Raw genomic sequence first — 25619 nt, 5'->3', positions numbered from 1 at the left:
CCGGCAGTCGGTCTTCGCCGACGACGGCGACGAGGGCCTCGACGAGGCGCCCGCGGAGGACTGGCTGGAGACCGTCACCCTGCCCACCCCGCCGCCCGCGCCGCGCCCCGCCAAGCGCACCGCGCCGCCGCAGCACTCGCCCGCCCCGGCGGCCAGGGCCGAGCAGCTCACGCTCGCGCCGATGGAGGGCGGCTACAAGCTGCCGCCGCCCAGCCTGCTGCGGCCCGGCGAGGCGGCGAAGGCCCGCAGCAAGGCCAACGACGAGGTGATCGTCGCCCTGCAGGGCGTGTTCGAGCAGTTCGACGTGGACGCGGCCGTCACGGGCTTCACCCGCGGCCCGACCGTCACGCGCTACGAGGTGGAGCTCGGCCACGGCGTCAAGGTCGAGCGCATCACCCAGCTCAGCCGTAACATCGCGTACGCGGTGAAGTCGCCGGACGTGCGCATCCTCAGCCCGATCCCGGGCAAGTCGGCGGTGGGGATCGAGATTCCCAACACGGACCGGGAGAACGTGGCGCTCGGCGACGTGTTGCGCGCCCGCGCCGCCTCCGGCGACCACCACCCGCTCGTCGTGGGGCTCGGCAAGGACATCGAGGGCGGCTACGTGACGGCCAACCTGGCCAAGATGCCGCACATCCTCATCGCTGGCGCCACCGGCGCCGGCAAGTCCTCCTGCCTGAACACGCTGCTGGTGTCGGTGCTCGCCCGGGCGACCCCAGACCAGGTGCGGCTGCTGCTCGTCGACCCGAAGCGGGTGGAGCTGACGGCGTACGAGGGGATTCCGCACCTCGTCACGCCCATCGTGACCAACCCGAAGAAGGCGGCCGACGCGCTCGACTGGGTCGTGCGCGAGATGGAGATGCGCTACGACGACCTGGCCGCCGCCGGGGTGCGCCACGTCGACGACTACAACCGCAAGGTGCGCGACGGCAAGATCACCGCGCCGCCCGGCAGCGAGCGCGTCATCCGGCCGTACCCGTACCTGCTGGTCATCGTCGACGAGCTGGCGGACCTCATGATGGTCGCCCCCCGCGACGTCGAGGACTCCGTGGTACGCATCACCCAGCTCGCCCGGGCCGCCGGCATCCACCTCGTGCTCGCCACCCAGCGGCCGTCCGTGGACGTCGTCACCGGGCTCATCAAGGCCAACGTGCCGTCCCGGCTGGCGTTCGCCACGTCGTCGCTGGCCGACTCCCGGGTCATCCTCGACCAGCCGGGCGCCGAGAAGCTCATCGGGCGCGGCGACGGCCTGTTCCTGCCGATGGGCGCGTCCAAGCCGCAGCGCATCCAGGGCGCCTGGGTGAGCGAGGCGGAGATCGCCGACATCGTGAAGTTCTGCAAGGACCAACGCGAGCCCGAGTTCCGGCCGGACGTGCTGACCAAGCCCGAGGACCCCAAGAAGAAGATCGACGAGGAGATCGGCGACGACCTCGAACTGCTCCTGCAGGCGGTCGAGCTCGTGGTCACCTCGCAGTTCGGCTCCACGTCGATGCTGCAGCGCAAGCTGCGCGTCGGCTTCGCCAAGGCCGGCCGGCTCATGGACCTCATGGAGACCCGCGGCGTCGTCGGCCCGTCCGAGGGCTCCAAGGCCCGCGACGTGCTGGTCAAGCCCGACGAGCTCGAGGAGATCCGTTCGCAGATCACGGGCGGCGGCTGACGCGCTAGCCTTTGCCGCGTGACCGAGCCCGCCGCCCCCGCGCGCGTCTCCACATTGGAGCTGTTCTTCGATCTGGTCTTCGTGTTCACCGTCACGCAGGCCACCGCCGCCCTCGCCGACGACCTCTCCGTGCGTGGCCTGGTCCGGGTGCTGCTCATGGTGGCCATCATCTGGTGGATGTACGGCGGCTACGCCTGGCTGACCAACGCCATCGCGCCCGACAGCCGGGTCCGGCGCACGCTGATCCTCGTCGGCATGGGCGGCTTCCTGACCATCGCGCTCGCCATCCCCGACGCGTTCGGCGACGCCGGCTGGGCCTTCGGCGTGGGGTACTTCGTCGTCAACGCCGTCCACACCGGACTGTTCCTCACCGTCAGCCGGGCGATGCGGGTGCTCGGGGTGCTCAACCTGATCACCGCCACCCTCGTGCTCGCGGGCGGGTTCGCCCCCGGGGTGTGGCGCTACGTGCTGTGGGGCGCGGCCATGGCGTTGCTCATCGCGTCGCCGCGGCTGAACCCGATCCACGAGTTCACCATCTCCGCCGCGCACTTCGTGGAGCGCCACGGGCTCGTCGTCATCATCGCGCTGGGGGAGTCGCTCATCGCGATCGGCGTCGGCGCCGCCGGCCTGGCGGTCGACTGGCGGCTCATCGGGGCGGCCGTGCTGGGGCTGACCGTGTCGTACCTGATGTGGTGGGTGTACTTCGAGGGCGGCGACGGCGGTGCCGAGCACGCCCTCGAGGCGGTGCCGATGCGCGAGCGGGCATGGGTGGCCATCGTGTCCTACGGGTACGCCCACTACGTCCTGCTCATCGGCATCGTGGCCGTCGCCGCCGGGATCAAGAAGGCGGTCGGCCACGTCGACGGGCACCTCACCCTCGGCCAGGCGCTGCTGCTCGGCGGCGGCGTGGCCGCCTACCTGCTGGGCGACGTGTGGTTCCGCCGCCGCCTGCGCATCGGCGTCGCCCGCTTCCGCCTGGTCGCGGCGATCGTCGCCCTGGCCACGGTGCCGATCGGCATGTGGCTGGCGGCCGCCCAACTACTGGCGCTGATCGCCCTCCTGTTCGCGATGCTCACGACCGAACACCGCGCCGTCGGCTCAGATCTCGGGGCCAAAGCGCACCCGTAGGTACGCCTCGACTTTCGCGCTCTGCCGCAACGCTCCTGGTGAGAGGTAGCGTGGCCGGCCGCTGGTTCGCCAGTCGTGCGCATACGGCGGCGCTGACCGGGTCGCGGGCTCGCCACATGTGCACAGTTGGCGGGCTCGGGCGCCGCCTCCCTCACCATTTGTGCACAGTTGGCGGTCGAGGGCCGCTGGGCTCGCCACGTGTGCACAGTTGGCGAGGGCAGTGGGAGTCTGTCGACCGACGTCGTGGTCGCGACGGGTTCGAGCTGACCCCCCGCGAACCTCGCGGGCCGCCCAAGCAGACAAGCCGACGATTGGACCGCTACGCAGGGAATTTCGCGCTGAGTTCCAGGCGTAACGGTCCAAACGCCCGCGGGTCCGGACGGCGGGTCCGGACGGCGGTGACAGTGACGGTGACGGAGACAGAACGTCCGGCCAGACGGGCGGACGTCGGGCCTGATGGGGCGACGCTTGACAGCGTCGCCGTCGCGCCTGACGATCAGCCGCACGTTTGAGGTGGTCACGGGGGTACGGATGTGGGAGGGGCCACGCTGGACGTGGTGGCTGCGGTGGACGGTGGTCGGCCTGCCGGTCGTCGTCGTCCTGGTCGTGTTGTGTGCGCAAACCGCCGGGCCCTATCTGGCCGACGTCGCCAGGTGTCCGCCGCCGATCGAGTGTTTCGGGGAGGGGCCGGACATCCCCCCGCTGCTGATCCATAACGAGACCGGCGCCGAACTCTTCTTCCGTCGGTTGGACGAGCCGTTGGCCGGCACGGTCAGCGTGCCGGGGCGGTCGGTGACGGACATCGGCCACTTTGTCCATCCGTGTGACGCGACCGTGGTGCTCCTCGCGCGCGACTGGTCCGGCACGGAGTTGGCCTGTCTGGCCGGCACGGCGTGCGACACCCGCACCTGGCAGTTCGCGGCGGACGGCGCTGTGGTGGCGACCTCCGGCTAGCGGTTGTGGGGGGAAGTAGCCCCCAGCGGGGCCGCTTCCCGCCGCAGTACGCCGAGGAGGGAGGCGGTCGAGACGATCGCCCAGGTGCCCTCCAGGAGGAGGAAGCCCCAGTCGTGGTCGAGTGCGGCGACGACCGCCAGGACGCCCGCGCCCAGGATGTTGACCACCAGGTAGCCAACGGAGCGGGGGTTGAGGCGGCCGAGCTGGGCCGCGGTGAAGCCGGCGAGCACCAGCAGGGCGCCGACGATCTGGAAGATTTCGGACATGACGCACCTCGGTCGCGCCGTCTTCGCTGGCCGGGTACGGTGCGCGCTCGTCCGGGAGGCGGCCGGGGACGCGGCCACTCAAGATCGAGGCTAGCCCGCGGTCGTGGCGGCGGCCAGTCCGGTGGGCCAGATCACCGGGCGCGCGGGCCCATAGGGGGCACTCGGCGGCCGGCCCGACCTGCGGCGCCGGTAACCTTGTCGCAATGTCTGTCACCGATCACCCCACCGGCCGCCGGGTGGCACTGCTCACCCTCGGCTGCGCGCGCAACGAGGTCGACTCCGAGGAGCTCGCCGCGCGCCTGCACGCCGACGGCTGGGACCTGGTCCCGGACGGGGACGGTGCCGACGTCATCGTGGTCAACACCTGCGGCTTCGTCGAGAAGGCCAAGCGGGACTCGATCGACACCCTGCTCGCCGCCCACGACTCGGGCGCGAAGGTGGTCGCCACCGGCTGCATGGCCGAGCGCTACGGCAACGAGCTGGCCGAGAGCCTGCCCGAGGCCGACGCGGTGCTGGGCTTCGACCACTACCCGGAGATCGGCCAGCGGCTCACCGAGGTGCTCGCCGGCGACAGGATCGCGTCGCACGCGCCGCGCGACCGCCGTACTCTGCTGCCCCTCACCCCGGTCGAGCGCCAGGCCGCGCCCGTCACCCTGCCCGGCCACGGCGCCGCGCTGGCCCTCGACGACGCCACCCCGAAGCACCTGCGCACGGTGCTGCGCCGCCGCCTCGACAAGGGCCCGGTGGCCTCGTTGAAGCTGGCGTCGGGTTGCGACCGGCGGTGCTCGTTCTGCGCCATCCCGAGCTTCCGGGGCGCGTTCGTGTCCCGCACGCCGGACGAGCTCCTGGCCGAGGCCGAGTGGCTCGCCGCCGACGGCGTCCGCGAGATCGTGCTGGTCAGCGAGAACTCCACGTCGTACGGCAAGGACCTGGGCGACCCGCGCGCGCTGGAGAAGCTGCTGCCGCAGCTCGCGGCGACCCGCGGGATCGCGCGGGTGCGCGTGTCCTACCTGCAGCCGGCCGAGACCCGACCCGGCCTGGTCGAGGCGATCGCCACCACCCCGAGGGTGGCGCCGTACTTCGACCTGTCGTTCCAGCACTCCAGCGAGGCCGTGCTGCGCCGGATGCGCCGCTTCGGCTCCACCGACCGGTTCCTGGACCTGCTCGCGAGTGCCCGGAAGCTGGCCCCGGAGGCGGGCGCCCGGTCCAACTTCATCGTCGGGTTCCCCGGCGAGACCCGCGCCGACGTCGCCGAGCTGGAGCGCTTCCTCACCGAGGCGCGGCTCGACGCGATCGGCGTGTTCGACTACAGCGACGAGGACGGCACCGAGGCGGCCGGCTTTGCCGACAAGGTCACGGCCGCCACGGTCAAGCGGCGCTACAACCGGATCAGCATGCTGGCCGAGGAGCTGTGCAACCAGCGCGCCGCCGACCGGCTCGGCACCGAGGTCGAGGTCCTCGTCGAGTCGATCGACGACGGCGTGGTCGAGGGCCGCGCGGCGCACCAGGCGCCCGAGGTGGACGGCTCCACCATGCTGAGCGCCGGCCTCCCGGGCCTCGCCGTGGGCGACCTGGTCCGCGCCAAGGTCACCGGCACCGACGGCGTCGACCTGATTGCGGCGCCCCTCGACATCGTCGGGCAACCGTGAGCGAGCGTCAGCGAGCGAACCATCGGCTCAGTGGAAAGGCATGCCGGCGCCGGAGCGTAGCGGAGGTGCCGGCATGACCGGGCCCGCACGGCGGGTGCCGTTGGTGAACGTCGCCAACGGGCTCACGTTGCTGCGCATCGTGCTGATCCCGATCTTCGTGCTGCTCGTGGTGGCGTCCGAGATGACCGACCCGGCCCTGCGCATGCTGGCCTGCGTCGCGTTCGGGGTCGCATCGCTCACCGACTTCGTCGACGGCTGGATCGCCCGCACCTGGAACCAGGTCACCTCGTTCGGCAAGGTCGCCGACCCGATCGCCGACAAGGCCCTCACGGGTACGGCCCTGGTGCTCCTGTCGCTCTACGACCACCTGCCCTGGTGGGTGACCGTGGTGATCCTGTTCCGCGAGCTGGGCATCACCGCGCTGCGGTTCTGGGTGCTGCGCTACGAGGTGATCGCCGCGAGCCGGGGCGGCAAGGTCAAGACCGCGCTGCAGATCCTGGCCATTGCCTGGTACCTGTGGCCCATGCCGGACGGCCTCGCCGCGGTCGGGCCCTGGATCATGGTGGCGGCGGTCGTGGTCACGGTCGTCACCGGCATCGACTACGTCGTCGCGGTGGCCCGCAAGAGCCGCGCCCGTCGCACGCCGGCCACGCACCGATAGCCCTTTCCTTAGTACACTAGTTCGAACGAACTGGACGGGGAGGGAGTCGTGGCCTACCTGTTCCTGGTCGGCGCGATCGGCGCCGAGGTGTTCGGGACGAGCCTGCTCAAGGCGACCGAGGGGTTCACCCGCCCCGTGCCCACCACCGCGATGATCCTGGCGTACGTGGCGTCGTTCGCGTGCCTCGCCCAGGCCGTCAAGGGCATCGAGGTCGGCGTCGCCTACGCGATCTGGGCCGGGCTCGGCACGGCCCTCATCGTGGTGATCGGCGCGACCCTCCTCGGCGAGTCGGTGAGCCTGCCCAAGGTGATCGGCGTCCTGCTGGTCATCGCGGGCGTCGTCATCCTCAACCTGGGCGGCACCCACGGGACGGCGACGAACGGCTAGCGTGACCCGTGTGGCGAGCATCGACATCCCCGCATACCTGTGCCGACTCGGGCTCGATGCCGGTGGGCCGGTGCCGCCGCCCTCGGCGGAGTGGCTCGCCGTGCTGCACCGGGCGCACACCGCCCGCGTGCCGTACGAGAACCTCACCATCCAGCTCGGCCGGCCGCACGGCATCGCGACGGCCACCGCCGTGCGCCGGGTGCTCGCCGGCGCCGGTGGCTACTGCTTCCACCTCAACGGCGCCTTCGCCGCGCTGCTCGGCGCCCTGGGCTTCGACGTGCGCCGCCACCGCGCCGACGTGCGGCGGGTGACCGACCCCGAGCCGGTCGGCGTCAACGGCAACCACCTGGCGCTCACCGTCCACGGGCTGCCGACGGCGGCCGCGCCGGCGGGCGTCTGGCTGGTCGACGTCGGCCTCGGTGACGGCCCCGCCGGTCCACTGCCCCGACAACCCGGTGAGTACGCGCAGGGACCGTTCCGCTACGGGCTGGGCCCGTCAGTGGTCGCGCCGGGCGGGTGGCGGTTCACGCACGACCCGTCGGGCAGCTTCGCGGGCGTCGACATCGAGGAGACGCTCGCGACCCCCGGCGCGTTCGCCGACATGCACGCGTACCTGGGCACGTCGCCGGACTCGCCGTTCGTCCAGGTGCTGACCGTGCAGCGACGGGTCGGGGACGGCGTACGCCGCCTGCGCGGATGCGTGTTCGAGCGGATCGACGCGGCCGGCACGCATGGCGCCGACGTCACGACATCAAGGGACTGGTTCGCGCTCCTCGCGGACGAGTTCGGCCTTACCCTCGACGACGTGGACCGCGACGAACGCGCCGCCCTGTGGGAGCGGACCCGCCACGCCCACGAACGGTGGCGCGCGGCGGAGGTGGCGGCGTGAGCGAGCGTCAGCGAGCGAACCATCGGCTCAGGTTTGACTCACGCCGACGCCGGAGCGCGGCGGAGGTGGCGGCGTGAGCGGGCCGGCGGCGGCGCGGCCGGGGAGTGCGTGGGCCGCCATCACCGTCGACGTGGCCGGGCTGCCCGCCCGGCTCATCCAGGAGCTGGTCGACCGGAAGGAGACCGTCGCCGTCGCGGAGTCGCTCACCGGTGGGCTGCTGGGCGCCACGATCGTCGACGCGCCCGGCGCGAGCCGGGCGTTCCGGGGCGGGCTCATCGTCTACGCCACCGAACTGAAGGCCGCGCTGGCGGACGTACCAGCTGATCTTCTGGAGGCCCGGGGGCCCGTGGACGCCGACGTCGCCGCGGCCCTGGCCGAGGGCGCGCGCGGACGGTGCGGGGCCGACTGGGGCCTGGCCACGACGGGTGTCGCCGGCCCCGACCCGCAGGACGGGGTTCCGGTGGGGACGGTCTTCATCGCCGTCGCCGGTCCCCGTTCCGAGGTGCGCCAACTGGCGCTCGACGGGGAGCGGGCGGCCGTGCGCACCCAGACCGTCACGGCGGTCCTGCGACTCGCGTTGGAGCAGATCGCGCAAACCCGATAGGCGTCATTCGGTGTCAGGGATGTCGATGTCGGCCCGGGCGGGTACCCTTTCGGGCAACCTGGCAGAAGGGGGTGTGGCGATGATCCTGCTGCGAAGGGTGATCGGCGACGCGCTGCGGGGCCGCCGGCTGCGCCAACAGCGCACCCTCCGCGAGGTCTCCACCGCGGCCAACGTGAGCCTCGGCTACCTCTCCGAGATCGAGCGCGGGCACAAGGAGGCGTCCAGCGAGCTGCTGGCCTCCATCTGCGACGCCCTCGGCGCCCAGCTGTCCGAGGTGCTGCGCGAGGCGAGCGACACCCTGGCCATCGCCGAGCAGGTCAACGAGGTCCTGGCGCCCACCGCCGACGGTGGCCTGACCGACGGCGACGTCACCGTCGAGGTTCGCCACGAGGGCCCGCTCAGGACCACCCTGCGGGCCACCCGCAACGGCCGGCCGCAGCCGCCGGCCCCGCGGCGACCGGAGCCGCTCGTCGTCTGACTTCGCACGGGCTGCCCGTGACGGGTGTGGCATCCGGCTGCGAATATGTATAGACCGGTGGTGACGGCCGGGGGCCGGCACCCCGCCGGGTTGATGCCGCAGAGAGGACACGGACAAACATGGCGAATCCGTTCGTCAAGGGCTGGAAGTACCTGATGGCGCTCTTCGGTTCCAAGATCGATGAGTACGCCGACCCGAAGGTGCAGATCCAGCAGGCGATCGAGGACGCGCAGCGGCAGCACCAGGCGCTCGTCCAGCAGGCCGCCGCCGTTATCGGCAACCAGCGTCAGCTCGAGCTCAAGCTCAACCGGACCCTCGGCGAGGTGGAGAACCTGCAGGCGTCCACCCGCCAGGCCCTCGTCCTGGCCGACAAGGCGCGCGCCGCCGGCGACGAGAAGAAGGCCGGGGAGTACGAGCAGACGGCGCAGACCTTCGCCAGCCAGCTCGTCGCGACCGAGCAGTCGCTCGAGGACCTCAAGTCCCTGCACGACCAGGCGCTGGGTGCCGCCGAGCAGGCCCGCAAGGCGGTGGAGAACAACGCCATGCTGCTGCAGCAGAAGCTCGCCGAGCGCACCAAGCTGCTCAGCCAGCTCGAGCAGGCCAAGATGCAGGAGACGGTCGCCAAGTCGATCCAGTCGATGAACGACACCGTCGCCCCGCCCGGCACCACCCCGTCGCTCAACGAGATCCGTGACAAGATCGAGAAGCGGTACGCCACCGCGCTCGGTCAGGCCGAGCTGGCCAGCAACTCGCTGGAGGGCCGCCGCCTCGAGGTCCAGAAGGCCACCCTCGACATGGCCGGCGCCAGCCGCCTCGAGGAGATCCGCGCCAGCATGAACCCGCAGGTCACCGGCGGCGCAGACAAGCCGGCGATCGAGCCCGCCGACAACCCCGGCGTCACCCGCCTCGACGAGATCCGCGCCAGCCTCAAGGACAAGCCCGACACCGCCTGACCTGTTCCTGCACAAACGGCGCCGCCTCCCTGGGAGCCGGCGCCGTTTCCGTCTGCGACCCCACCCGCGCCGCCGGCCCGGGGTGGGGCGGGGCGGAGGCGGGGCGGGGTGGGGGTGGGGTGGGTCAGCGGGTGATGGCGGTGAAGGTCGTTATGCCGAGCCAGAGGCCGGCTGCTATGGCGATCACGTGGAGGAGGAGGGACCAGGACTTGAGGGCCGTCGCGGGTGGGCGGGGCTCCTCGACAGGGCTCGGGGCGGGGTCGGTCATCGGGTCTCCTCGTCGAGGATGCGGGCCTTGGCCTTGGCGAACTCCGCCTCGGAGATGGCGCCCCTGTCGCGGAGCGCGGTGAGGCGTTCGAGCGCGACGACGATCGCGTCGGCGTCGGCGTCGGCCGGCGTGGCGGTGGCGCTGCCGGCGGGTGGGTCCGGGGGCAGGACGCCGGCGAAGCGGTCAGCGGTGGCCGGGTCGGGGCGGGGGAGGGTCAGGGGCGTGACGGGGCGCGCGCCGTCGGACCAGAAGAGCGCCTTGGCGTTGGCGGGCTTGAACAGGTACAGCAGCGGCAGGCCGCCCATGAGGCCGAAGATGACGGCGCAGACCAGCAGGCTCACCACGGGTCCGTCCCCGGTTGCCGGGTCCAGGCCGTAGTCGAGGAAGTTGTAGCCGAGGCTGAGGAACAGCGCCGGCCAGCCCAGCAGCGCGAGTCTCGGCCCGACGTCGAAGACGAAGATGCTGTAGATGAACAGGCAGATCAGGCCGCCGAGGATGCCGCCGATCAGCAGGCCGGGCACGCCCTCCGGGCAGGGGTTGGCGACCACGTACGGGCCGCCGGAGGCGCAGGAGCCGCCGATCTCCATGACGGCGCGCATGCCGAGGAAGACCCACGTCACGGCCAGGGTCGTGCCGAAGAGGCCGAGGAAGGTGCCCAGAGAGCGCTTGACGAGCGCGGAGGTCGACACAGCCAACGATCGTCGGGCCGCCGTGAACCGGCCGACAAGGTCAACGACATCAATCCGACTCGGGCTGGCAGACGGGGCACCAGTAGGTGACCCGGTCAGTCGACGTGCCCGGGTTGTCGTACGCGACGGGCGTCCCGCAGCGGCGGCAGGGGGCGCGGCCCCGGCCGTACACGTAGGTCTCCTGGCCGCGGCGCAGCGAGCCGGTGGTGACCTGGGTCCACCGCCCGCGGTTGGCGGCGAGCACCCGCTGCGCGAGAGTGAGCAGGCCGGGCAGGTCGTCGATCTGCCACACCGGCGTCCACGGCCACAGCCCGCGCAGGAACAGCAGCTCGCACTTGTACAGGTTGCCGATGCCGGCGAGGTTGGTCTGGTCGAGCAGCGCCTCGGCGATGGGCCGGGCGGGGCTGGTCTTGACCCGTCGGACGGCCTCGTCGAGGTCCCAGCCGCCGGGTTCGCCGGGCGGGCCGAGCAGGTCCGGGCCGAGGTGCCCGACGAGCTTCTCCTCGTCGTCGGTGGGCAGGATGGCCAGGTCGTGCAGGTGGTAGCCGACAGCGACGGCGGAGGACGCGCGCAGCACCGCCCGGATGACGTGCGAATGGCGTCCGCGCCACGCCTCGCCGGGGGCGAAGACCCGCCAGGCGCCGTCCATCCGCAGGTGGGAGTGGATCGTGAGGCGCTCCTCGCGGGTGACGCGCAGCAGCAGGTGCTTGCCGCGGCTCACGCAGCCGTGGATGGTGAAGCCCGCGAGGTCGACCGTGGCGAGGTCCGGGACGCGGAAGTCGCTGTGCCGGACCACATCCCCGGCGAGTGCCCGGTGGAGCATCCGGGCTGTGTTCCACACCGTGTCACCCTCCGGCATGGCTCCATCGTGTCACAGGCCTCGATTCACTCGTGTTGCTGACCTGTGACGGAGCGGGTCAATCGGTTGGCCGCGCGGCCGGCTCGATGGCCGGTTCGACGGCCGGGCGGCGCACCCACCGGCGCCCGAAGAGGTAGATCACCGGCAGCGTGCACAACAGCGGCAGGAGTACGGCGAGCGGCCGGGCGAGCCACCAGCGCCAGTCGGGCCGGCCGTCGTCGAGGTCGTCGCCGAAGAACTGCCACATGATGAACCGGGCGATGGCCATGCCGGTGGTGTGGAACAGGAACAGCGGCAGCGCGAACCGGTTGATCGTCTCGTTGACCGTCTCCCAGCGGGGCCGTTCCAGGCGGGGGGTGAGGGTCGGCCGGAGCACCTCGACGACGCCGATCTGGAAGATCAGCAGCGCCACCATGACGAACGTCGGCGGCGCCATGTTGGAGAACCGCTCGCCGGGCACGCCGACCATCGAGCCCGGGTACAGGCCGGAGCCGACCAGCCCGGCCAGCCCGAACAGGCCGCCCCACAGCAGCGACCAGTCGGTCTGCCGGGGCATCGCGACGACCTTGTCGTAGAAGAACCCGGCCTGGTGCGCCAGTGCCCAGATGAGCAGCATGTTGACCCAGCCGGCGGACTCCAGGTGGAAGTGGAACCGGGCGACGTCGACGCACATGGCCAGGCCGGCGAGCCACACCAGGGCGAGGACGCCGAGGCGGCGGTGCAGCCACAGGGCGGCGGGCAGGATCGCGATGAGGGCCAGGTAGACCCCGAGGAACCACAGCGGGCTGACGATGAGCTTCACGAGCCGGCCGGTGCCGGTGAGGTCGAAGTACGACCCGACGATCGTGCCGACCGCGATCCACGTGACGAGCAGCAGCGACCCGGGCACCGCGAGCTGACGCAGCCGCTTGACGACGAACGAGCCGAGCCCGACGCCGCGTTCGCGGGCCCGCTCCCAGGACTTCAGGTGCACGTACCCGCCGATGTAGAAGAACAGCGGCATCACCTGGAACAGCCAGGTGAGCAGCCAGAACCCCTTCATGAAGCCGAGCGGGCTGGTGGCGTGCGGGCCGTCCGCGCGCCAGCTCAGGATGGTGAACGCCCAGTGCCACAGCACGACGACGATCAGGCTGACCGCGCGGAGCAGGTCCACATAGGCGTTGCGGTGCGCGGGACTCGTCGTCACGACCTAGGAGAATGACACGCCCGCGCGGAACCGTCGACCCCGTTCCGGACAGGGCCGATCACGCGGGGTGGCCAGTGTCACGTTCCGGGACCTTCGGCATGGCGGGGTTGCGACCGCTTGCCCCGGTCGCCACCATGCACGCATGTCCTCGACCCAACCCGCCATCGCCGCGTGGCGACACTCCCTCGACGCGGTGCTCGACCTCGGCGACCAGCTCACCGACGAACAGTGGGCGGGCGGCACCGAGTGTCCGGAGTGGTCGGTCGGCGACGTGTACGCGCACCTCATCGGCACCGAGCTGTGGATGATCGCGGGTCACCCGCGACCGGAGAGCTACCAGACGTGGTCGCGGCGCCCGGTCGTGGCCCGCCGCGACATGCCCCGCGAGGAGATCCTCGACGAGCTGCGCGACGTGTACGCCCAGCGCAGGGCGCAACTGCGGGCGTACCCGCCGGATCCGGGCGGCCCGGCCGTCACCGCGCAGGGCCAGTCGATCACGATGGGCTTCCTGCTGGCGGTGCGGGCGTTCGACACGTGGGTGCACGAGCAGGACATCCGCCGCGCGACCGGCCACCGGGGCAACCTGGACTCGCCGGGCGCGTTCGTCGCCCGCGACCTGTTCCTGGGCTCGCTGCCGCGGATCGTGGCCCGCGACGCGAAGGCTGAGCCCGGCCAGGTGCTGCGCCTGACGGTGACGGGCCCGGTGGAGTTCGACGAGGCGGTGGTCGTGGACGCCGCCCGCCGTGGCTACCTGGAGGCGCCGGTCAGCGCCGGGCAGTCGACGGCGCACGTGACGGTGGGCTGGGAGTCGTTCGCGAGGCTGGCGTGCGGGCGGATCGAGCCGCGCGACGCGGACGGCACCGTCACCGGCGACGAACGCTTCGCGGCGCGCGTCCTGAACCACCTGGTCATCACGCCGTAGCCGTCGGCCTCGACGATCGCCACGGCGGCGAGGATGAGGCCGCCACCGGTCAGGGCGCGGGCGCCGAGCTCGTGCCCGGCCAGCGCGGTAAAGGCGAGCACGAACACCGGCTCGGTGGCGAAGATGACGGCGGCCCGGGTGGCCCCGACGTGCCCCTGCGCCCACGACTGCAGCGCGTAGCAGAGCAGCGAGGGGCCGAGGATCAGGAAGGCGAGCCAGCCCCACCCGGTCGGCGTGTGCGGCAGGTACGCGCCGTGGCCGGGCGCCACGAGCGCCCAGGCGGCGCCGACGACGCCGGCGCCGAGCAACTGCAGCACCGCGAGGCCGTAGGCGTGCGCGGGCGTGGAGACCTCGGAGAGTACGACGATCTGTCCGGCGTACGCGACGGCGCAGAGCAGGGTGAGCGCCACCCCGAGCTCGACGCGGAACCCGTGCAGGCTGAGCACGCCGGCCCCGGCGGTGGCGACGAGCGCGCCGGCCCAGGTGGCCGGGGTGGTCCGCCGGCCCAGGGTGAACCGGGCGACGAACGGGGTCAGCACCACGTAGAGGGCGCTGACGAAGCCGGAAACGGCTGGCGAGATCATCCGCAGGCCGGCAAGCTGGAGCCCGGTGCCGACGCCGAGCAGGACGGCGAGGAGCAACCCGCCGCGCACCTCGCGGCGGCCGAGGGCGCGCAGGCATCGGGGCCGCAGCGCGAGCATGATCAGGCCGGCGCCGAGGAAGCGCGTGGCGGTGATCGCCGGGGTGGACATTTCGGACAGCAGCCAGCCGGCCGGCAGGTAGGCGTACGCCCAGAGGGCGGAGCCGACCAGCAGGGCCAGGGTGGGTGCCATGGCCCGAGAAGCTACGACATTGCTGACTCGCGGGTCAATTAGATTCCCACATCACGTCGTGAAGCGCGGATTAGTGAGGGATTCGTTACTGACTCATTGATCAGTTTGAGCGCGGCGGCGCCGGGCCGGTGCGGTCGGGCCGCGGGCCGGGTTGCGAGAATGCGGGCGTGCGCATGACTGTCTTCATCGAGCCCCAGTTCGGGGCGACGTACGACGACCAGCTCCGGGTCGCCCGCCGGGCCCAGGACTGCGGCTACGACGCCTTCTTCCGGTCCGACCACTACCTGACCATGCGGGCCGACGGCGGCCTGCCCGGCCCCACCGACGCCTGGATCACCCTCGCCGGCCTGGCCCGCGAGACCAGCGGCATCCGGCTCGGCACGATGGTCACCTCGGCCACCTTCCGGCTGCCCGGGCCGCTCGCCATCAGCGTCGCCCAGGTCGATCAGATGAGCGGCGGCCGGGTGGAGGTCGGCCTCGGCGCCGGCTGGTTCGCGGCCGAGCACGAGGCGTACGGCATCCCGTTCCCGTCGCTGGGCGAGCGCTTCGACCGGCTCACCGAGCAGTTGGAGATCGTCACCGGCCTGTGGGCCACGCCCGAGGGCGGGTCGTACCGCTACGACGGCAAGCACTACCAGGTGACCGACTCGCCGGCGCTGCCGAAGCCGGCGCAGCGCCCGGCACCCACCGTGATCATCGGTGGGGCGGGCGCCCGGCGCACGCCGGACCTCGCCGTCCGGTTCGCCGACGAGTTCAACGCGCCGTTCAAGACGCTCGCCGAGACCACCGAGCTGTTCGCCCGCGTCGCGGCAGCCGCCGGGGCGGCCGGCCGGCAGGCGCCGCTGGTCTACTCGGCCGCGCAGACGGTCATCTGCGGGCGCACCGACGCCGAGGTGCGCCGCCGCGCCGAGGCCGCCAAGGTCGACGCCGACGACGTGCGCCGGCGCGGGCTCATCGGCACCCCCGCCGAGATCGTCGACCGGCTGGGCGCGTTCGCGCAGGCCGGCGCGCAGCGCGTACACCTGCAGTTTCTGGACCTGGACGACCTCGACCACCTGGACCTGGTCGCGGCCGAGGTCGCCGCGCAGCTGGTCTGAGCCGTCGCCGCGCGGTTCCGGTCAGCGCCGGCCGTTGGCGCGGCCGTTGCCGTTCGTCGTGGACCCGGCGTGGCCCGGCGTGGCCGGCTCGGTCGTCGGCGTGGTGGTCGAGCCGTTCGACCTGTCCGAACCGCTCGACGCGGGCGACGTCGGGCCGGCGGTCGGGCCGCCGGTCGGGGGCGGGTCCACCGGGGTGTTGCCGTAGGCGATCGTGCGGGTCGGCGGGGTGAACCTGGTCGCCGGCTTGTCCACCAGGTAGGCCGCCATGGTGCGGGCCACCGCGGCGTTCACCGACGACGCCACCCACGAACCCACGATGTCGCGGGGGTTGTCCGGGTTCGCGGCCATGCCGGCGGCCGCCACCTGCGGGGTGTAGCCGGCGAACGTCTCCACCTCGTTGCGGTCGGAGCTGCCGGTCTTGCCCGCCACGTCGCGGCCCACGATGCCCGACACGGCCGTGGCGGTGCCGCCGTCGCAGCGGTGGAACGCCGACTGCTGGCCGACCGGGCAGCGCGCCGCGTCGGTCGCCGCCCGCGCCACGTCCTCGTCGAGGGCGCGCGTGCAGTTGGGCTTGGCCACGCCGAGCGACGTGCCGGCCGCATCCTTGATCGAGTTCACCGGCAGGGCCTTGCAGGCCATGCCCTCGGCGGCCACCGTCGCGTAGGCGTTGGCCAGGTCCAGCGGGGTCGTGGCCGCGACGCCGAGGGTGAACGAGCCCCAGTCCGCCGCGCTGGTGTCCGCCCGGTCGGCGTCGGCGCCCGACCGGAACGTGATGCCCAGCCGCTGCGCCATCTCCACGGCCCGGTCCGCGCCGACCTGCTGCTCCAACCACACGAAGTACGTGTTGACCGAGCGTCCGAAGCCGTTCCACATGGTGCGGTAACCGTCCATCCAGGACGGTGAGGCGTTGCCCGGGCAGTAGTACCCGTTGCACGAGCCGGTGCCGCTCGCCGGCCAGGTCGTCTGGAGCTTGGACGGCGCGTCGAAGCCGGTGTTCAGCGGCAGGTCGGCCTCCAGCGCGGCCAGCATGGTGAACATCTTGTACGTCGAACCGGCCTGGTAGCCGCTCACCGAGCCGCTGCCCGCGATCAGCTGGTTGGTCGTGTTGGGGTAGCTGCGCTGCCCCTTCGGGTTCTTGGCCAGGCTGTAGTGCCGGTTCACGGCCATCGCCAGCACCCGGCCGGTGCCCGGCTGCACGGCCGCGATCGGCAGCGCCCGCGCGGAGTTGTAGCCGTACACGTCCAGGGACTGGGTCAGCGCCGCCGCCTGGGTCTTCTGGTCCATGGACGCGACGATCGTGTACCCGCCGCGGCGCAGCGCGGCCTCCCGGTCGTCCGGCGTCGCGCCGAACGCCGACTGCGCGCGCCACCACTGCACCAGGTAGTCGCAGAAGAAGCCCCAGTCGTTGTGGTTGGCCGGCACCGCCATGCAGCCGTTGGGCGAGCTGCCCTTCTTGATCTTGAGCCTGGACCTGTCCGCCTCGTCGGCCTGCGCCTGCGTGATCGCGCCGGTCTTGACCATGGCGCCCAGCACGTACGACCGGCGGGTCAGCGCCGCGTCCTGGTCGCCCTCGATCGGCGAGTCCGTGTTCGGCGACTGGACGAGGCCGGCGAGCAGCGCCGCCTGCGCCAGCGTCAGCTTCGCCGGCGTCGTGGAGAAGTAGCGCTTCGCCGCCGCCGCGATCCCGTACGCGCCCGCGCCGAAGTACGCGATGTTGAGGTAGTTGGTGAGGATCTCGTCCTTGGTGAGCTGCTTCTCCAGCGCCATGGCGTACCGGGCCTCGGTGAACTTGCGCTCGGCCGTCGTGGCCGTGGCGGCCTGCCGCTCGGCGTCGCTCAGGCTGGGGTCGCTCTTGAGCACGTTGCGCACGTACTGCATGGTCAGGGTCGACGCGCCCTGCTCCACCTCGCCGCTGGCGCCGTTGGCGACCAGGGCGCGCACGACGCCCTTCACGTCGACGCCGCCGTGGCTGTAGAAGCCCCGGTCCTCGGCCGCGATGATCGCCTGACGGACCACGTCGGGGATCTGCGCCGAGCTCACGTCGCGCCGGTTCTCCTCGTAGAACGTGGTGATCAGCGTCCGGCCGTCGCTGGCGTACAGGTACGACGCCTGCGCGGTCGTGGGGTGCACCAGCACGTCGGGCAGGTCGTCGCCGTGCCCGGTGGCGTAGGTGGCGGCCAGGCCGGCCATCGCCCCGACGGGGAGCGCGACGGCGGCGACCATGGCCCCGGCCACGACGCTCACCAGCAGGAAACTGAGCACGATCTTGCGACGCCGACGCGGGGGACGCGGCGCCTTGAGGGGCTTTTCCACCCGTCCACGATTGCCGCCGCGTGCCGCGCCGACCACTGTTCAGACGCACATCACAGGAGACTTTGAGCAGCTCACGAGCCTACTGCGAGGTTCGTGCCCGAGCGTCCTAGGGGATCAACAGGAGTTTTCCGGTGGTGCCCCGGCTGGCCAGCGCCTCGTGCGCGGCGGCGGCCTCGGCCAGCGGGAAGCGCCGCGTCACCGTGACCCGCAGGGCGCCGTCGGCGAGCCGGTGGAGGACGTCACCCAGGCGCTCGACCAGCTCGGCGCGGGTGCGCAGGTGGTGGCCGAGGCTCGGGCGCGTCACGAAGTACGACCCGGCGGCCAGCCGCGCGATGTCCAGCGGGGCGACCACGCCGCTCGCCGAGCCGAACGTGACCAGCGTGCCCCGCGGGGCCAGGCTGGCGAGGCTGACGTCGAACGTCGCCCGGCCCACGCCGTCGAACACGGCCGGGACGCCCTCGCCGTCGGTGAGCCGGCGGACCTCCTTGGCCACGTCGTCGTCGTAGCGCAGCACCTCGTCCGCCCCGGCGGCGCGCGCCGTGGCCTCCTTCGCGTCCGTCGACACCGTGCCGATGACCCGCGCGCCCAGCGCATGCGCGTACTGCGTGACGAGCTGGCCCGTGCCGCCCGCCGCCGCGTGCACGAGGACCGTGTCGCCGGCGCGCACCGGGTAGCTGGCGTGCGTCAGGTAGTGCGCCGTCGCGCCCTGCAGCAGCCCGGCCGCCGCCAGCTCCTCGCTGACGCCGTCGGGCAGCACGACGACCACGTCGGCCCGCAGCTTCACGAACTCGGCGTACGACCCGGGGCCGCTGCACCAGCCGACCCGGTCGCCGACCGCGACGTCGGTCACCCCGGGCCCGACCGCGACGACCGTGCCCGCGCCCTCGACGCCCGGCACGAACGGCAGCGGGTTCGGGTAGGCGCCCGTGCGGTGGTAGATGTCGACGAAGTTCACGCCGCTCGCGGCGGCGCGCACGAGCACCTCGCCCGGGCCGGGCTCGGGGGTGGGCAGGTCGGCCGGAACGAGCACCTCCGGCCCGCCGTATGCCTCGATCTGGATCGCCCGCATCATCGTGTCGGTCACGCCCGCAACCGTAACCCGCGCGGGGTCGCCCGGAAGCCGGCGGCGGTGAGCGCGTCGGCCAGCGGCGTGGACGCGACGGTCACGCCGTCGGCGCGTTCCACGGACATGGGGCCGAGCGCGCCGCTGCGCACCGCGTCGGCCAGGGCCCGCGCGGCGGCGGCGAGCCCGTCGGGGTCCTCCACAAAGGACAACAGGGTACGCCCGCCGCGCTCCACGTAGAGGGCCAGGTCGCCGCCGACGGTCACGACGAGGGCGCCGGCGCGGCGGCCGGGCCGGTGGCCCGTCGTGTCCCCGTCGCCGGCCGCCACGACCCGCTCGGGCCACGGCAGCGCCCCGCCATAGGGGTTCGCCGGATCGGTCGCGGCCAGCACGAGCGCCGGCCCGGGCTCGGCGGTGTCGGCGAGGCCCCGGAGGCGGTCCACGGCGCCGGGCACCGCGATCTGGGCCGCGACCAGGCCCTCGACGAAGTAGCCCCGGCGGGCCGCGCCGCGCTCCTCCATGGCGGCCAGCACCGGGTAGACGCCCGCGAAGCCGCCCGGCGGACCTTCGGCCGCCACCGCGCCCCGGGTCACCACGCCGTGGCGCTCCAGCAGGGCGTCGGCCATGGCGGTCGCCCGCCGGGTCGGGTCGAGGTCGCGGTCGGGCAGCGCGTACCACCGGCCGGCGGCGCTCGGGGTGCCGCCGCGGTAGGAGGCGAGGCTGCGGCCGCCGGTGAGGCCGCGCGGGCGGCCGTAGCGCGCGCGGGGTGCGGGCCGGGAGCGGTGCGTGCCGCCGGCCGCGAGCAGCCCGCGCACCGCCCCGAGGGTGTCGTTGGACAGCTGGCCCGCCCACACCAGGTCCCAGATGGCGGCCAGCAGGTCGTCGTCGTCCACGGCGCCGACCGTGTCGGAGAGCTGGCGGAAGAACAGCGCCTGGCCGCCGCGCAGCGCGTCGAGCACCGCCTCGTGCACCGGCCCGAGCGCCAGCTCCGTGTCGGGCGGGGGCAGCAGCAGCGGCGCCGTCTCGGCCCAGGCGAAGGTGATCCAGCCGTCGCCGGACCCGCCCCCCAGCTGGCCGGCCCCGGCCCACACGACCTCGCCGGACGCGCACAGCTCGTCGAGGTGCGCCGGCGAGTAGTCGGCCACCCGGGCGGGCAGCACCAGGCGCTCCCAGGCGGACGCCGGCACCGGCACGCCCTGCAGCTGCTCGATCGTCGCCGCGACCGCCTCGACGCCGCGGGCGTTGCCGCCCACCTGCTGCCAGCGGGGCAGGAACTGGGCCAGCACGCGCGGCGGCACGGGCTCGATCTCGCGTCGCAGCGCGGCCAGCGACCGCCGGCGCAGCAGCCGGAGCACCTCCGCGTCGCACCACTCGGCGCCCTCGGCCCCGCCGGGGGTGAACTCCCCGGCCACGACCCGGCCGGTGGCCGCCAGCCGGCGCAGCGCCTGGTCGACGACGAAGACGCCGAGGCCGAACCGCCGCGCGCACGCCTCGGCGGTGAACGGCCCATGGCTGCGCGCGTACCGGTCGAGCAGGTCCGCGAGCGGGTCGGCGACCGGCTCCAGGTACGCCTGGGCGACGCCGACGGGCAGCGCGACGCCGAGCGCGTCGCGGTAGCGGCCCGCGTCCTCGGCGGCGATCCACCGGGCCTCGCCCGCGACCCGCACCGCGATCGCCCGCCGGGCGGCGCCCAGCTCGGCCAGCCACCCGGGATCCCCGCCACGCTCGGCGAACTCGGCCTCCGTCAGGTCGCCCAGCAGCCGCAGCAGCTCGGCGGCGTCCTCGGCGTCGCGGGGCGTGCGCGCCTCGTCGAGCCACTGCAGCCGGCGGCCCGTCTCGGCGACCACCTCCGGGTCGAGCAGCTCGCGCAGCTCGACCCGGCCGAGCAGCTCGCCCAGCAGGGTCGCGTCCAGCGACAGCGCGGCCGCGCGCCGCTCGGCGAGCGGCACGTCGCCGCCGTAGAGGAACACCCCCACGTACCCGAACAGGAGCGACCGGGCGAACGGGGACGGCGCCTGCGTCTCCACCTCGACCACGCGCACCTTGCGGGCGGCCACGTCGCGCATGAGGCCGACCAGGCCGGGCACGTCGAGCACGTCCTGCAGGCACTCGCGGGCGGCCTCCAGGGTGACCGGGAAGTCGGCGTAGTCGCGGGCCACGTCGAGCAGCTGCGCCGCGCGCTGGCGCTGCTGCCACAGCGGCTGGCGGCGGCGCGGGTCGCGGCGGGGCAGCAGCAGCGCGCGGGCCGCGCACTCGCGGAACCGGGCGGCGAACATGGCCGACGTGCCGACGCTCTCCCGGACCAGCTCGTCGATCTCGTCAGCGTCGAACGCCACCAGGTCGGCGCCGGGCGGGGTGTCGACCACGTCGGGCAGCCGCACCACGATGCCGTCGTCGCTGGGCAGCACCTGGGCGTCGACGCCGTAGCGCTCCGTCAGGCGGCGCCCGATGGCCAGCGCCCAACCGCCGTTGACCTGCGCGCCGAGCACGCAGTGCACGGCCAGCCGCCAGTCGCCCAGCTCGTCGCGGAAGCGCTCGACCACGATGGTGCGGTCGTCGGGCAGCGACCGGGTCGCCTCCCGCTGTTCGTCCACATAGGCCAGCAGGTTGTCCGCGGCCCACTCGTCCAGGCCGTCGGCGAGCAGCTCGGCGCGGGCCTTGTCGGGCCCGGACCGGACGAGCTGGCGCAGCGTGCCACCGATCGCGCGGCCCAGCTCGACGGGGCGGCCGGGCTGGTCGCCCTTCCAGAACGGCATCCGCGCGGGCACGCCGGGAGCGGGGGAGACGAGCACCCGGTCGGGGGTGATGTCCTCGATGCGCCACGACGTCGAGCCGAGCAGGAACACGTCGCCGACCCGCGACTCGTAGACCATCTCCTCGTCGAGCTCGCCGACCCGGGCCGCGCGTTCGGCCCCGGCCAGGAACACGCCGAACATGCCCCGGTCGGGGATCGTGCCGCCGCTCGTCACCGCCAACCGCTGCGCTCCCGGCCGCGCCGTGAGCACGTCGTCCGCGCGGTCCCACACCACGCGGGGCCGCAGTTCGGCGAACGCGGTCGACGGGTAGCGCCCGGCGAGCATGTCGAGCACGGCGTCCAGCGCCGAGCCCGGCAGCTCCGCGAACGGCGCGGCCCGGCGCACCAGCGCCGCCAGCTCCGGCACCGACCACGGCTCCATGGCCACCATCGCCACGATCTGCTGGGCGAGCACGTCGAGCGGGTTGCGCGGGTAGCGCAGCTCCTCGATGGCGCCGTCGGCCATCCGCCGGCCGACCACCGCGCAGGACAGCAGGTCGCCGCGGTGCTTGGGGAAGACCACCCCGCGGGACACCGCGCCCACCTGGTGGCCGGCCCGGCCGACCCGCTGCAGGCCGGCCGCCACGCTGGGCGGCGCCTCGATCTGCACCACCAGGTCGACCGAGCCCATGTCGATGCCCAGCTCCAGCGAGCTGGTCGCCACCACGGCCGGCAGCCGGCCCGACTTGAGCGCCTCCTCGATGTGCTTGCGCTCCTCGCGCGAGACGCTGCCGTGATGGGCGCGGGCCACCTGCGGCGCGGCGCCGGCGGCGACCGCCGACTGCGCCATCACCTGGGCGGGCGCGCCCCAGCGCCCCGACGGCCCGCCCACCAGGTCGCCCAGGGGCACCGGGTCGCCGCTGGGCGGCCCGTCGGTCGCGCGGGCCGCGGCCAGCTCGTTGAGGCGGGCGCAGAGCCGCTCGGCCAGCCGGCGCGAGTTCGCGAACACGATGGTGGACCGGTGCGCCTCGATGAGGTCGAGCACCCGCTCCTCGACCGCCGGCCAGATCGAGGCACGGGTGGCGCCGTCGAGGTCGGTCTGGTCGCCCAGCTCGGTCATGTCCGGCACCGGCACCTGGACGCTGACCTCGATGGTCTTCGGCGTCGCCGGCTTCACCACCTCGACCGCCCCGGCACCTCCGAGGAACCGGGCCACCTCCTCGACCGGGCGCACGGTCGCGGACAGGCCGATCCGCTGCGCGGGCCGGGGCAGCAGCGCGTCCAGGCGCTCCAGCGACAGGGCCAGGTGCGCGCCGCGCTTCGTCGCGGCGACCGCGTGCACCTCGTCGACGATCACCGTCTCGACGCCGCGCAGCGAGTCGCGCGCGCCCGAGGTGAGCAGCAGGAACAGCGACTCGGGCGTGGTGATGAGGATGTCCGGCGGGGTGCGGTTGAACGCGCGGCGTTCGTCGGCCGGGGTGTCGCCGGTGCGCATGCCCACGGCGATGTCGGGCGGCGCGATCCCCAGCCGCGCGGCGGCCTGCCGCATGCCGGCCAGCGGGGCGCGCAGGTTGCGCTCCACGTCCACGGCCAGGGCCTTGAGCGGGCTGACGTAGACCACCCGGCAGCGGTGCCGGGGGTCGGCCGGCTTCGGCCCGGCGGCCAGCCGGTCGAGCGCCGCGAGGAACGCGGCCAGCGTCTTGCCGGACCCGGTGGGCGCCACGACCAGGCTGTGCCGGCCGGCGCTGATCGCTGACCAGGCGCCGGTCTGGGCGGCGGTCGGCCCGGCGAACGCCGAGCCGAACCACGCCCGGGTCACCTCACCGAAATTGTCGAGCACGGACCCATCCTGCCCGGTGGGTCGGACAGTTAGCCGAGGGACGCGGTCGCCAGCTTCACGCCGAACCCGATGAACAGGGCCGCCACGCCCGCCGACAGGGCCGAGGCCAGCCGCCGGCGCCGGCGGAGCTGGTTGGCCAGCATGTTGCCGCCGAAGATCAGCGCGGACAGGTACGCCACGCTGCACACCTGCAGGATCGCCCCGAGCACCACGAACGTCAGCGCCGGATAGGCGTAGCCCGGATCCACGAACTGGATGAAGAACGAGACGAAGAACAGGATCGCCTTCGGGTTGATCAGGCTCACCAGGAACGCCCGCCGGAACGGGTCACGCGCGTCGTCGCGCTCCGGCTCCGTACCCGATGAAGAAGCGGAACCACCGCGGCGCCAGCGCCGGACCGCGGCCCGGGCCATCCCCAGGCCGAGATAGGCCAGATAGGCCGCGCCGGCGTACTTGAGCAGCGTGAACACGGGCGGGTACGCGCGCAGCAGCGACGCCACCCCCGCCGCCGCGAGCGTCATCAGCACGAGATCACCGAGGAACACCCCGGCCGCGGCCCGGTAGCCCCGGCGCACGCCGGAGCGCGCCGCCGTGCTCAGCACGAACATCGAGTTGGGGCCCGGCAGCAGCACGATCGCGATCGTGCCCAGCAGGTAGGTGAGGGGGTCGGTGATGCCGAGCATGCCGTCCATGATCACTGGTGCCCCATCGGCGGGCGGAGCCGGGAGCGCAGGCTTTTCTGTGCCGTCGGCCACTCGTCGGCGATCATCGAGTACTGCACGGTGTCGCGCCAGGTGCCGTCCGGGCGCAGCCGGTGGTGGCGCAGCACGGCCTCGCGGTTGGCGCCGAGGCGCGCGATCGCGGCCTGCGAGCGCTCGTTGCGGATGTCCGTGTGCCATTCGACCCGCTCGGCGCCCAGCTCGTCGAACGCCCGGGTGAGCAGCAGCAGTTTGGCCTCGGTGTTGATCCCGGTGCGCCACCACTTCCGACCGATCGACGTGTAGCCGATCGCCACGCTGCGGTTGTGCGGGTCCGGCGCGTAGTAGGACGTCGTGCCGACGATGTCGCCGGTGCGGGCGCACCGCTGCACCCACGGCACCCGTGAGCCCGCGTGGTGCGCGTCGAGCGCCTCGACGATCTGCGCGGCCATGTCCGCCGCGTCGGCCGGGCACGGCCGGGTCATGTGCCGGTAGACCTCGTCGTCGCCGATCGCCGCGAACAGCGCCTCCGCGTGCGTGACGTCCAGCGGTTCGAGGATCACGTGGTCGCCGCGCATGGTCGCGGGGGCCAGCCACGGTGAGCGGGTGGGCCTCAGGTAGTCGGGGACCGGCGTGGTCGACCCGGCGGCGGGTTCGGGTCGCCCGGCCTTCACCCCCAGGGGGAGTACTCCGGTCCAGTGCGGCAGCTGCTCGTCCCAGGGGTCGTCGCCCGGCCCGCCCGCGCGGGCCTTCACGGACACCTCGACCAGCGGCAGCGCGAGCACGGCGGTCTGCGCGAGCTCCTTGTCGGTGGGCGGGCGGCTGTCGGCGGCCCGGCCCGGGGTGACCTTCTCGACGAACGCGGTCAGCGCCCGGCTCTTCTCGTCCGGGTCGGTGACGATGCGGGCGGTGCCGTGCACGACGACGCAGCGGTAGTTGGCGCTGTGGTTGAACTGCGACCGGGCCATGACCAGGCCGTCGAGGTGGGTGACGGTCACGCAGACCTTGAGCCCGTCGCCCCGGGCGCCCAGCATGGGCCGGGAGCCGGTGGACCCGTGCAGGTAGAGGGTGTCGCCGAGGCGGGCGTGCAGGGTGGGCAGCGCGCGCGGTTCGGGCTGGCCGTCCTCCGGGCCGGGGACGATGAAGCTGAGGTCGCAGTGGTAGGCCTCGTCGAGGATCGCCTCCGCGGCGGCCCGGTCGTAGTTGACCCGGGGGCCCTTGCGCAGGCTGGTGGTGCGTGCGGTCTGCTCGTACGTGTCGGTCATCGACGGCCCCATTTTGTTCTAGTACAATCTGCGAACTGTGGCAGTACGATAGCAGGGTGGTGTCGTGGGCGGCGCGCGGATTTCTGCCGGGGGTGTGATGGGCGACGAGGCGAGGTCGGCCGGTGTGGTCGACGGCGGGTCCGCCGCGGTGATCGGGGGCGGCTCCGCCGCGGTGGTCGAGGATGGGTCCGCCGCGGTGATAAGGGGCGGCTCCGCCGCGGTGATA

At 73.3% G+C, this 25619-nt stretch carries 22 protein-coding genes, 1 pseudogene and 1 riboswitch; of the genes and pseudogenes, 12 read left to right on the top strand and 11 right to left on the bottom strand.

What is annotated here, in order from left to right:
- The 3 genes from ABD211_RS23130 to ABD211_RS23120 all read left to right on the top strand — a co-directional run.
- A partial coding sequence (locus ABD211_RS23130; protein ID WP_344135709.1) for a DNA translocase FtsK occupies positions 1-1657 on the top strand: 1657 nt, incomplete at its 5' end.
- Between the two features lie 18 nt (positions 1658-1675).
- Positions 1676-2785 carry a low temperature requirement protein A gene (locus tag ABD211_RS23125; RefSeq protein ID WP_344135706.1) on the top strand — a complete coding sequence of 370 codons (1110 nt, stop codon included), beginning with the start codon at positions 1676-1678 and terminating at the stop codon, positions 2783-2785.
- A 573-nt stretch (positions 2786-3358) separates the two neighbouring features.
- Entirely contained in the window at positions 3359-3739 is a 381-nt protein-coding gene (locus ABD211_RS23120) for a hypothetical protein (protein ID WP_344135703.1), read from the top strand.
- Here the strand turns inward: ABD211_RS23120 and ABD211_RS23115 are convergent.
- The gene (locus ABD211_RS23115; protein WP_344135700.1) at positions 3736-4005 is read right to left on the bottom strand and encodes a CBU_0592 family membrane protein; all 270 of its coding nucleotides are present in this window, start codon (positions 4003-4005) and stop codon (positions 3736-3738) included. The genes ABD211_RS23120 and ABD211_RS23115 overlap by 4 nt on opposite strands.
- Positions 4006-4016: 11 nt before the next feature.
- Positions 4017-4086: riboswitch (guanidine-III (ykkC-III) riboswitch) on the bottom strand.
- Between the two features lie 122 nt (positions 4087-4208).
- On the opposite strand from ABD211_RS23115, the gene rimO reads away from it, so the two are divergent.
- The 7 genes from rimO (at position 4209) to ABD211_RS23080 (ending at position 9626) form a co-directional block, all read left to right on the top strand.
- On the top strand, positions 4209-5654 hold the full coding sequence (rimO, locus tag ABD211_RS23110; RefSeq protein ID WP_344135698.1) for a 30S ribosomal protein S12 methylthiotransferase RimO: 1446 nt from the start codon (positions 4209-4211) through the stop codon (positions 5652-5654).
- A gap of 73 nt (positions 5655-5727) precedes the next feature.
- Positions 5728-6315 carry a CDP-diacylglycerol--glycerol-3-phosphate 3-phosphatidyltransferase gene (pgsA, locus tag ABD211_RS23105; RefSeq protein ID WP_344135696.1) on the top strand — a complete coding sequence of 196 codons (588 nt, stop codon included), beginning with the start codon at positions 5728-5730 and terminating at the stop codon, positions 6313-6315.
- Positions 6316-6363: 48 nt separating this feature from the next.
- Positions 6364-6702 (top strand): DMT family transporter, encoded by a 339-nt coding sequence (locus ABD211_RS23100; RefSeq protein WP_344135694.1) that lies wholly within the window; start codon positions 6364-6366, stop codon positions 6700-6702.
- A 10-nt stretch (positions 6703-6712) separates the two neighbouring features.
- Positions 6713-7591, top strand: coding sequence for an arylamine N-acetyltransferase family protein (locus ABD211_RS23095; protein ID WP_344135692.1), 879 nt, complete (start codon positions 6713-6715; stop codon positions 7589-7591).
- A 130-nt stretch (positions 7592-7721) separates the two neighbouring features.
- Positions 7722-8195 (top strand): CinA family protein, encoded by a 474-nt coding sequence (locus ABD211_RS23090; protein WP_425560498.1) that lies wholly within the window; start codon positions 7722-7724, stop codon positions 8193-8195.
- 79 nt (positions 8196-8274) lie between these two features.
- Complete coding sequence (locus ABD211_RS23085) at positions 8275-8673, top strand: helix-turn-helix domain-containing protein (RefSeq protein ID WP_344135690.1); 399 nt, start codon at positions 8275-8277, stop codon at positions 8671-8673.
- Between the two features lie 119 nt (positions 8674-8792).
- A complete protein-coding gene (locus ABD211_RS23080; protein WP_344135688.1) occupies positions 8793-9626 on the top strand; it encodes a PspA/IM30 family protein in 834 nt (277 codons plus the stop codon).
- Positions 9627-9750: 124 nt separating this feature from the next.
- On the opposite strand, the gene ABD211_RS23075 is transcribed toward ABD211_RS23080, so the two are convergent.
- From ABD211_RS23075 to ABD211_RS23060, 4 genes are read right to left on the bottom strand one after another with little or no spacing between them, the layout of a single operon-like run.
- Positions 9751-9894 carry a hypothetical protein gene (locus ABD211_RS23075; protein ID WP_344135685.1) on the bottom strand — a complete coding sequence of 48 codons (144 nt, stop codon included), beginning with the start codon at positions 9892-9894 and terminating at the stop codon, positions 9751-9753.
- Positions 9891-10583, bottom strand: a complete 693-nt coding sequence (locus tag ABD211_RS23070) for an SHOCT domain-containing protein (RefSeq protein ID WP_344135682.1) — start codon at positions 10581-10583, stop codon at positions 9891-9893. The genes ABD211_RS23075 and ABD211_RS23070 overlap by 4 nt, the downstream gene beginning before the upstream one ends.
- 49 nt (positions 10584-10632) lie before the next feature.
- Positions 10633-11442 (bottom strand): DNA-formamidopyrimidine glycosylase family protein, encoded by an 810-nt coding sequence (locus ABD211_RS23065; RefSeq protein WP_344135680.1) that lies wholly within the window; start codon positions 11440-11442, stop codon positions 10633-10635.
- A gap of 58 nt (positions 11443-11500) precedes the next feature.
- A complete protein-coding gene (locus ABD211_RS23060; RefSeq protein WP_344135677.1) occupies positions 11501-12628 on the bottom strand; it encodes an acyltransferase family protein in 1128 nt (375 codons plus the stop codon).
- Between the two features lie 142 nt (positions 12629-12770).
- On the opposite strand from ABD211_RS23060, the gene ABD211_RS23055 reads away from it, so the two are divergent.
- On the top strand, positions 12771-13550 hold the full coding sequence (locus tag ABD211_RS23055) for a maleylpyruvate isomerase family mycothiol-dependent enzyme (RefSeq protein WP_344135674.1): 780 nt from the start codon (positions 12771-12773) through the stop codon (positions 13548-13550).
- A 23-nt stretch (positions 13551-13573) separates the two neighbouring features.
- Here the strand turns inward: ABD211_RS23055 and ABD211_RS23050 are convergent.
- Positions 13574-14383 (bottom strand): annotated as a pseudogene (locus ABD211_RS23050) (DMT family transporter); the annotation flags it as partial.
- Positions 14384-14550: 167 nt separating this feature from the next.
- Between ABD211_RS23050 and ABD211_RS23045 the strand changes: the two are divergent.
- Positions 14551-15480, top strand: coding sequence for an LLM class F420-dependent oxidoreductase (locus ABD211_RS23045; RefSeq protein ID WP_344135671.1), 930 nt, complete (start codon positions 14551-14553; stop codon positions 15478-15480).
- Positions 15481-15501: 21 nt separating this feature from the next.
- Here the strand turns inward: ABD211_RS23045 and ABD211_RS23040 are convergent, their stop codons facing one another.
- From ABD211_RS23040 to ABD211_RS23020, 5 genes are all read right to left on the bottom strand, one after another.
- On the bottom strand, positions 15502-17793 hold the full coding sequence (locus ABD211_RS23040; protein ID WP_344135668.1) for a transglycosylase domain-containing protein: 2292 nt from the start codon (positions 17791-17793) through the stop codon (positions 15502-15504).
- 106 nt (positions 17794-17899) lie between these two features.
- Entirely contained in the window at positions 17900-18877 is a 978-nt protein-coding gene (locus ABD211_RS23035) for a quinone oxidoreductase family protein (RefSeq protein WP_344135665.1), read from the bottom strand.
- A complete protein-coding gene (locus ABD211_RS23030) occupies positions 18874-23430 on the bottom strand; it encodes an ATP-dependent helicase (RefSeq protein WP_344135662.1) in 4557 nt (1518 codons plus the stop codon). Before ABD211_RS23030 ends, ABD211_RS23035 begins: the two co-directional genes overlap by 4 nt.
- Positions 23431-23459: 29 nt before the next feature.
- On the bottom strand, positions 23460-24125 hold the full coding sequence (leuE, locus tag ABD211_RS23025) for a leucine efflux protein LeuE (protein ID WP_344135712.1): 666 nt from the start codon (positions 24123-24125) through the stop codon (positions 23460-23462).
- Positions 24125-25393, bottom strand: coding sequence for a bifunctional pyridoxamine 5'-phosphate oxidase family protein/GNAT family N-acetyltransferase (locus ABD211_RS23020; protein ID WP_344135659.1), 1269 nt, complete (start codon positions 25391-25393; stop codon positions 24125-24127). Before ABD211_RS23020 ends, leuE begins: the two co-directional genes overlap by 1 nt.
- Positions 25394-25619: the final 226 nt, after the last annotated feature.

Source organism: Luedemannella flava, assembly GCF_039528515.1.
Lineage (GTDB): Bacteria > Actinomycetota > Actinomycetes > Mycobacteriales > Micromonosporaceae > Luedemannella > Luedemannella flava.
Note: the sequence above shows the minus strand (reverse complement) of the source record. Positions and strands in the feature narration are given on the sequence as shown.

Excerpts from the sequence above, each read along its gene's own strand:
- ABD211_RS23115 (WP_344135700.1), bottom strand. The coding sequence starts at position 4,005 with ATGTCCGAAATCTTCCAGATCGTCGGCGCCCTGCTGGTGCTCGCCGGC.
- rimO (WP_344135698.1), top strand. The coding sequence starts at position 4,209 with ATGTCTGTCACCGATCACCCCACCGGCCGCCGGGTGGCACTGCTCACC.
- pgsA (WP_344135696.1), top strand. The coding sequence starts at position 5,728 with ATGACCGGGCCCGCACGGCGGGTGCCGTTGGTGAACGTCGCCAACGGG.
- ABD211_RS23085 (WP_344135690.1), top strand. The coding sequence starts at position 8,275 with ATGATCCTGCTGCGAAGGGTGATCGGCGACGCGCTGCGGGGCCGCCGG.
- ABD211_RS23080 (WP_344135688.1), top strand. The coding sequence starts at position 8,793 with ATGGCGAATCCGTTCGTCAAGGGCTGGAAGTACCTGATGGCGCTCTTC.
- ABD211_RS23075 (WP_344135685.1), bottom strand. The coding sequence starts at position 9,894 with ATGACCGACCCCGCCCCGAGCCCTGTCGAGGAGCCCCGCCCACCCGCG.
- ABD211_RS23065 (WP_344135680.1), bottom strand. The coding sequence starts at position 11,442 with ATGCCGGAGGGTGACACGGTGTGGAACACAGCCCGGATGCTCCACCGG.
- ABD211_RS23055 (WP_344135674.1), top strand. The coding sequence starts at position 12,771 with ATGTCCTCGACCCAACCCGCCATCGCCGCGTGGCGACACTCCCTCGAC.
- ABD211_RS23020 (WP_344135659.1), bottom strand. The coding sequence starts at position 25,393 with ATGACCGACACGTACGAGCAGACCGCACGCACCACCAGCCTGCGCAAG.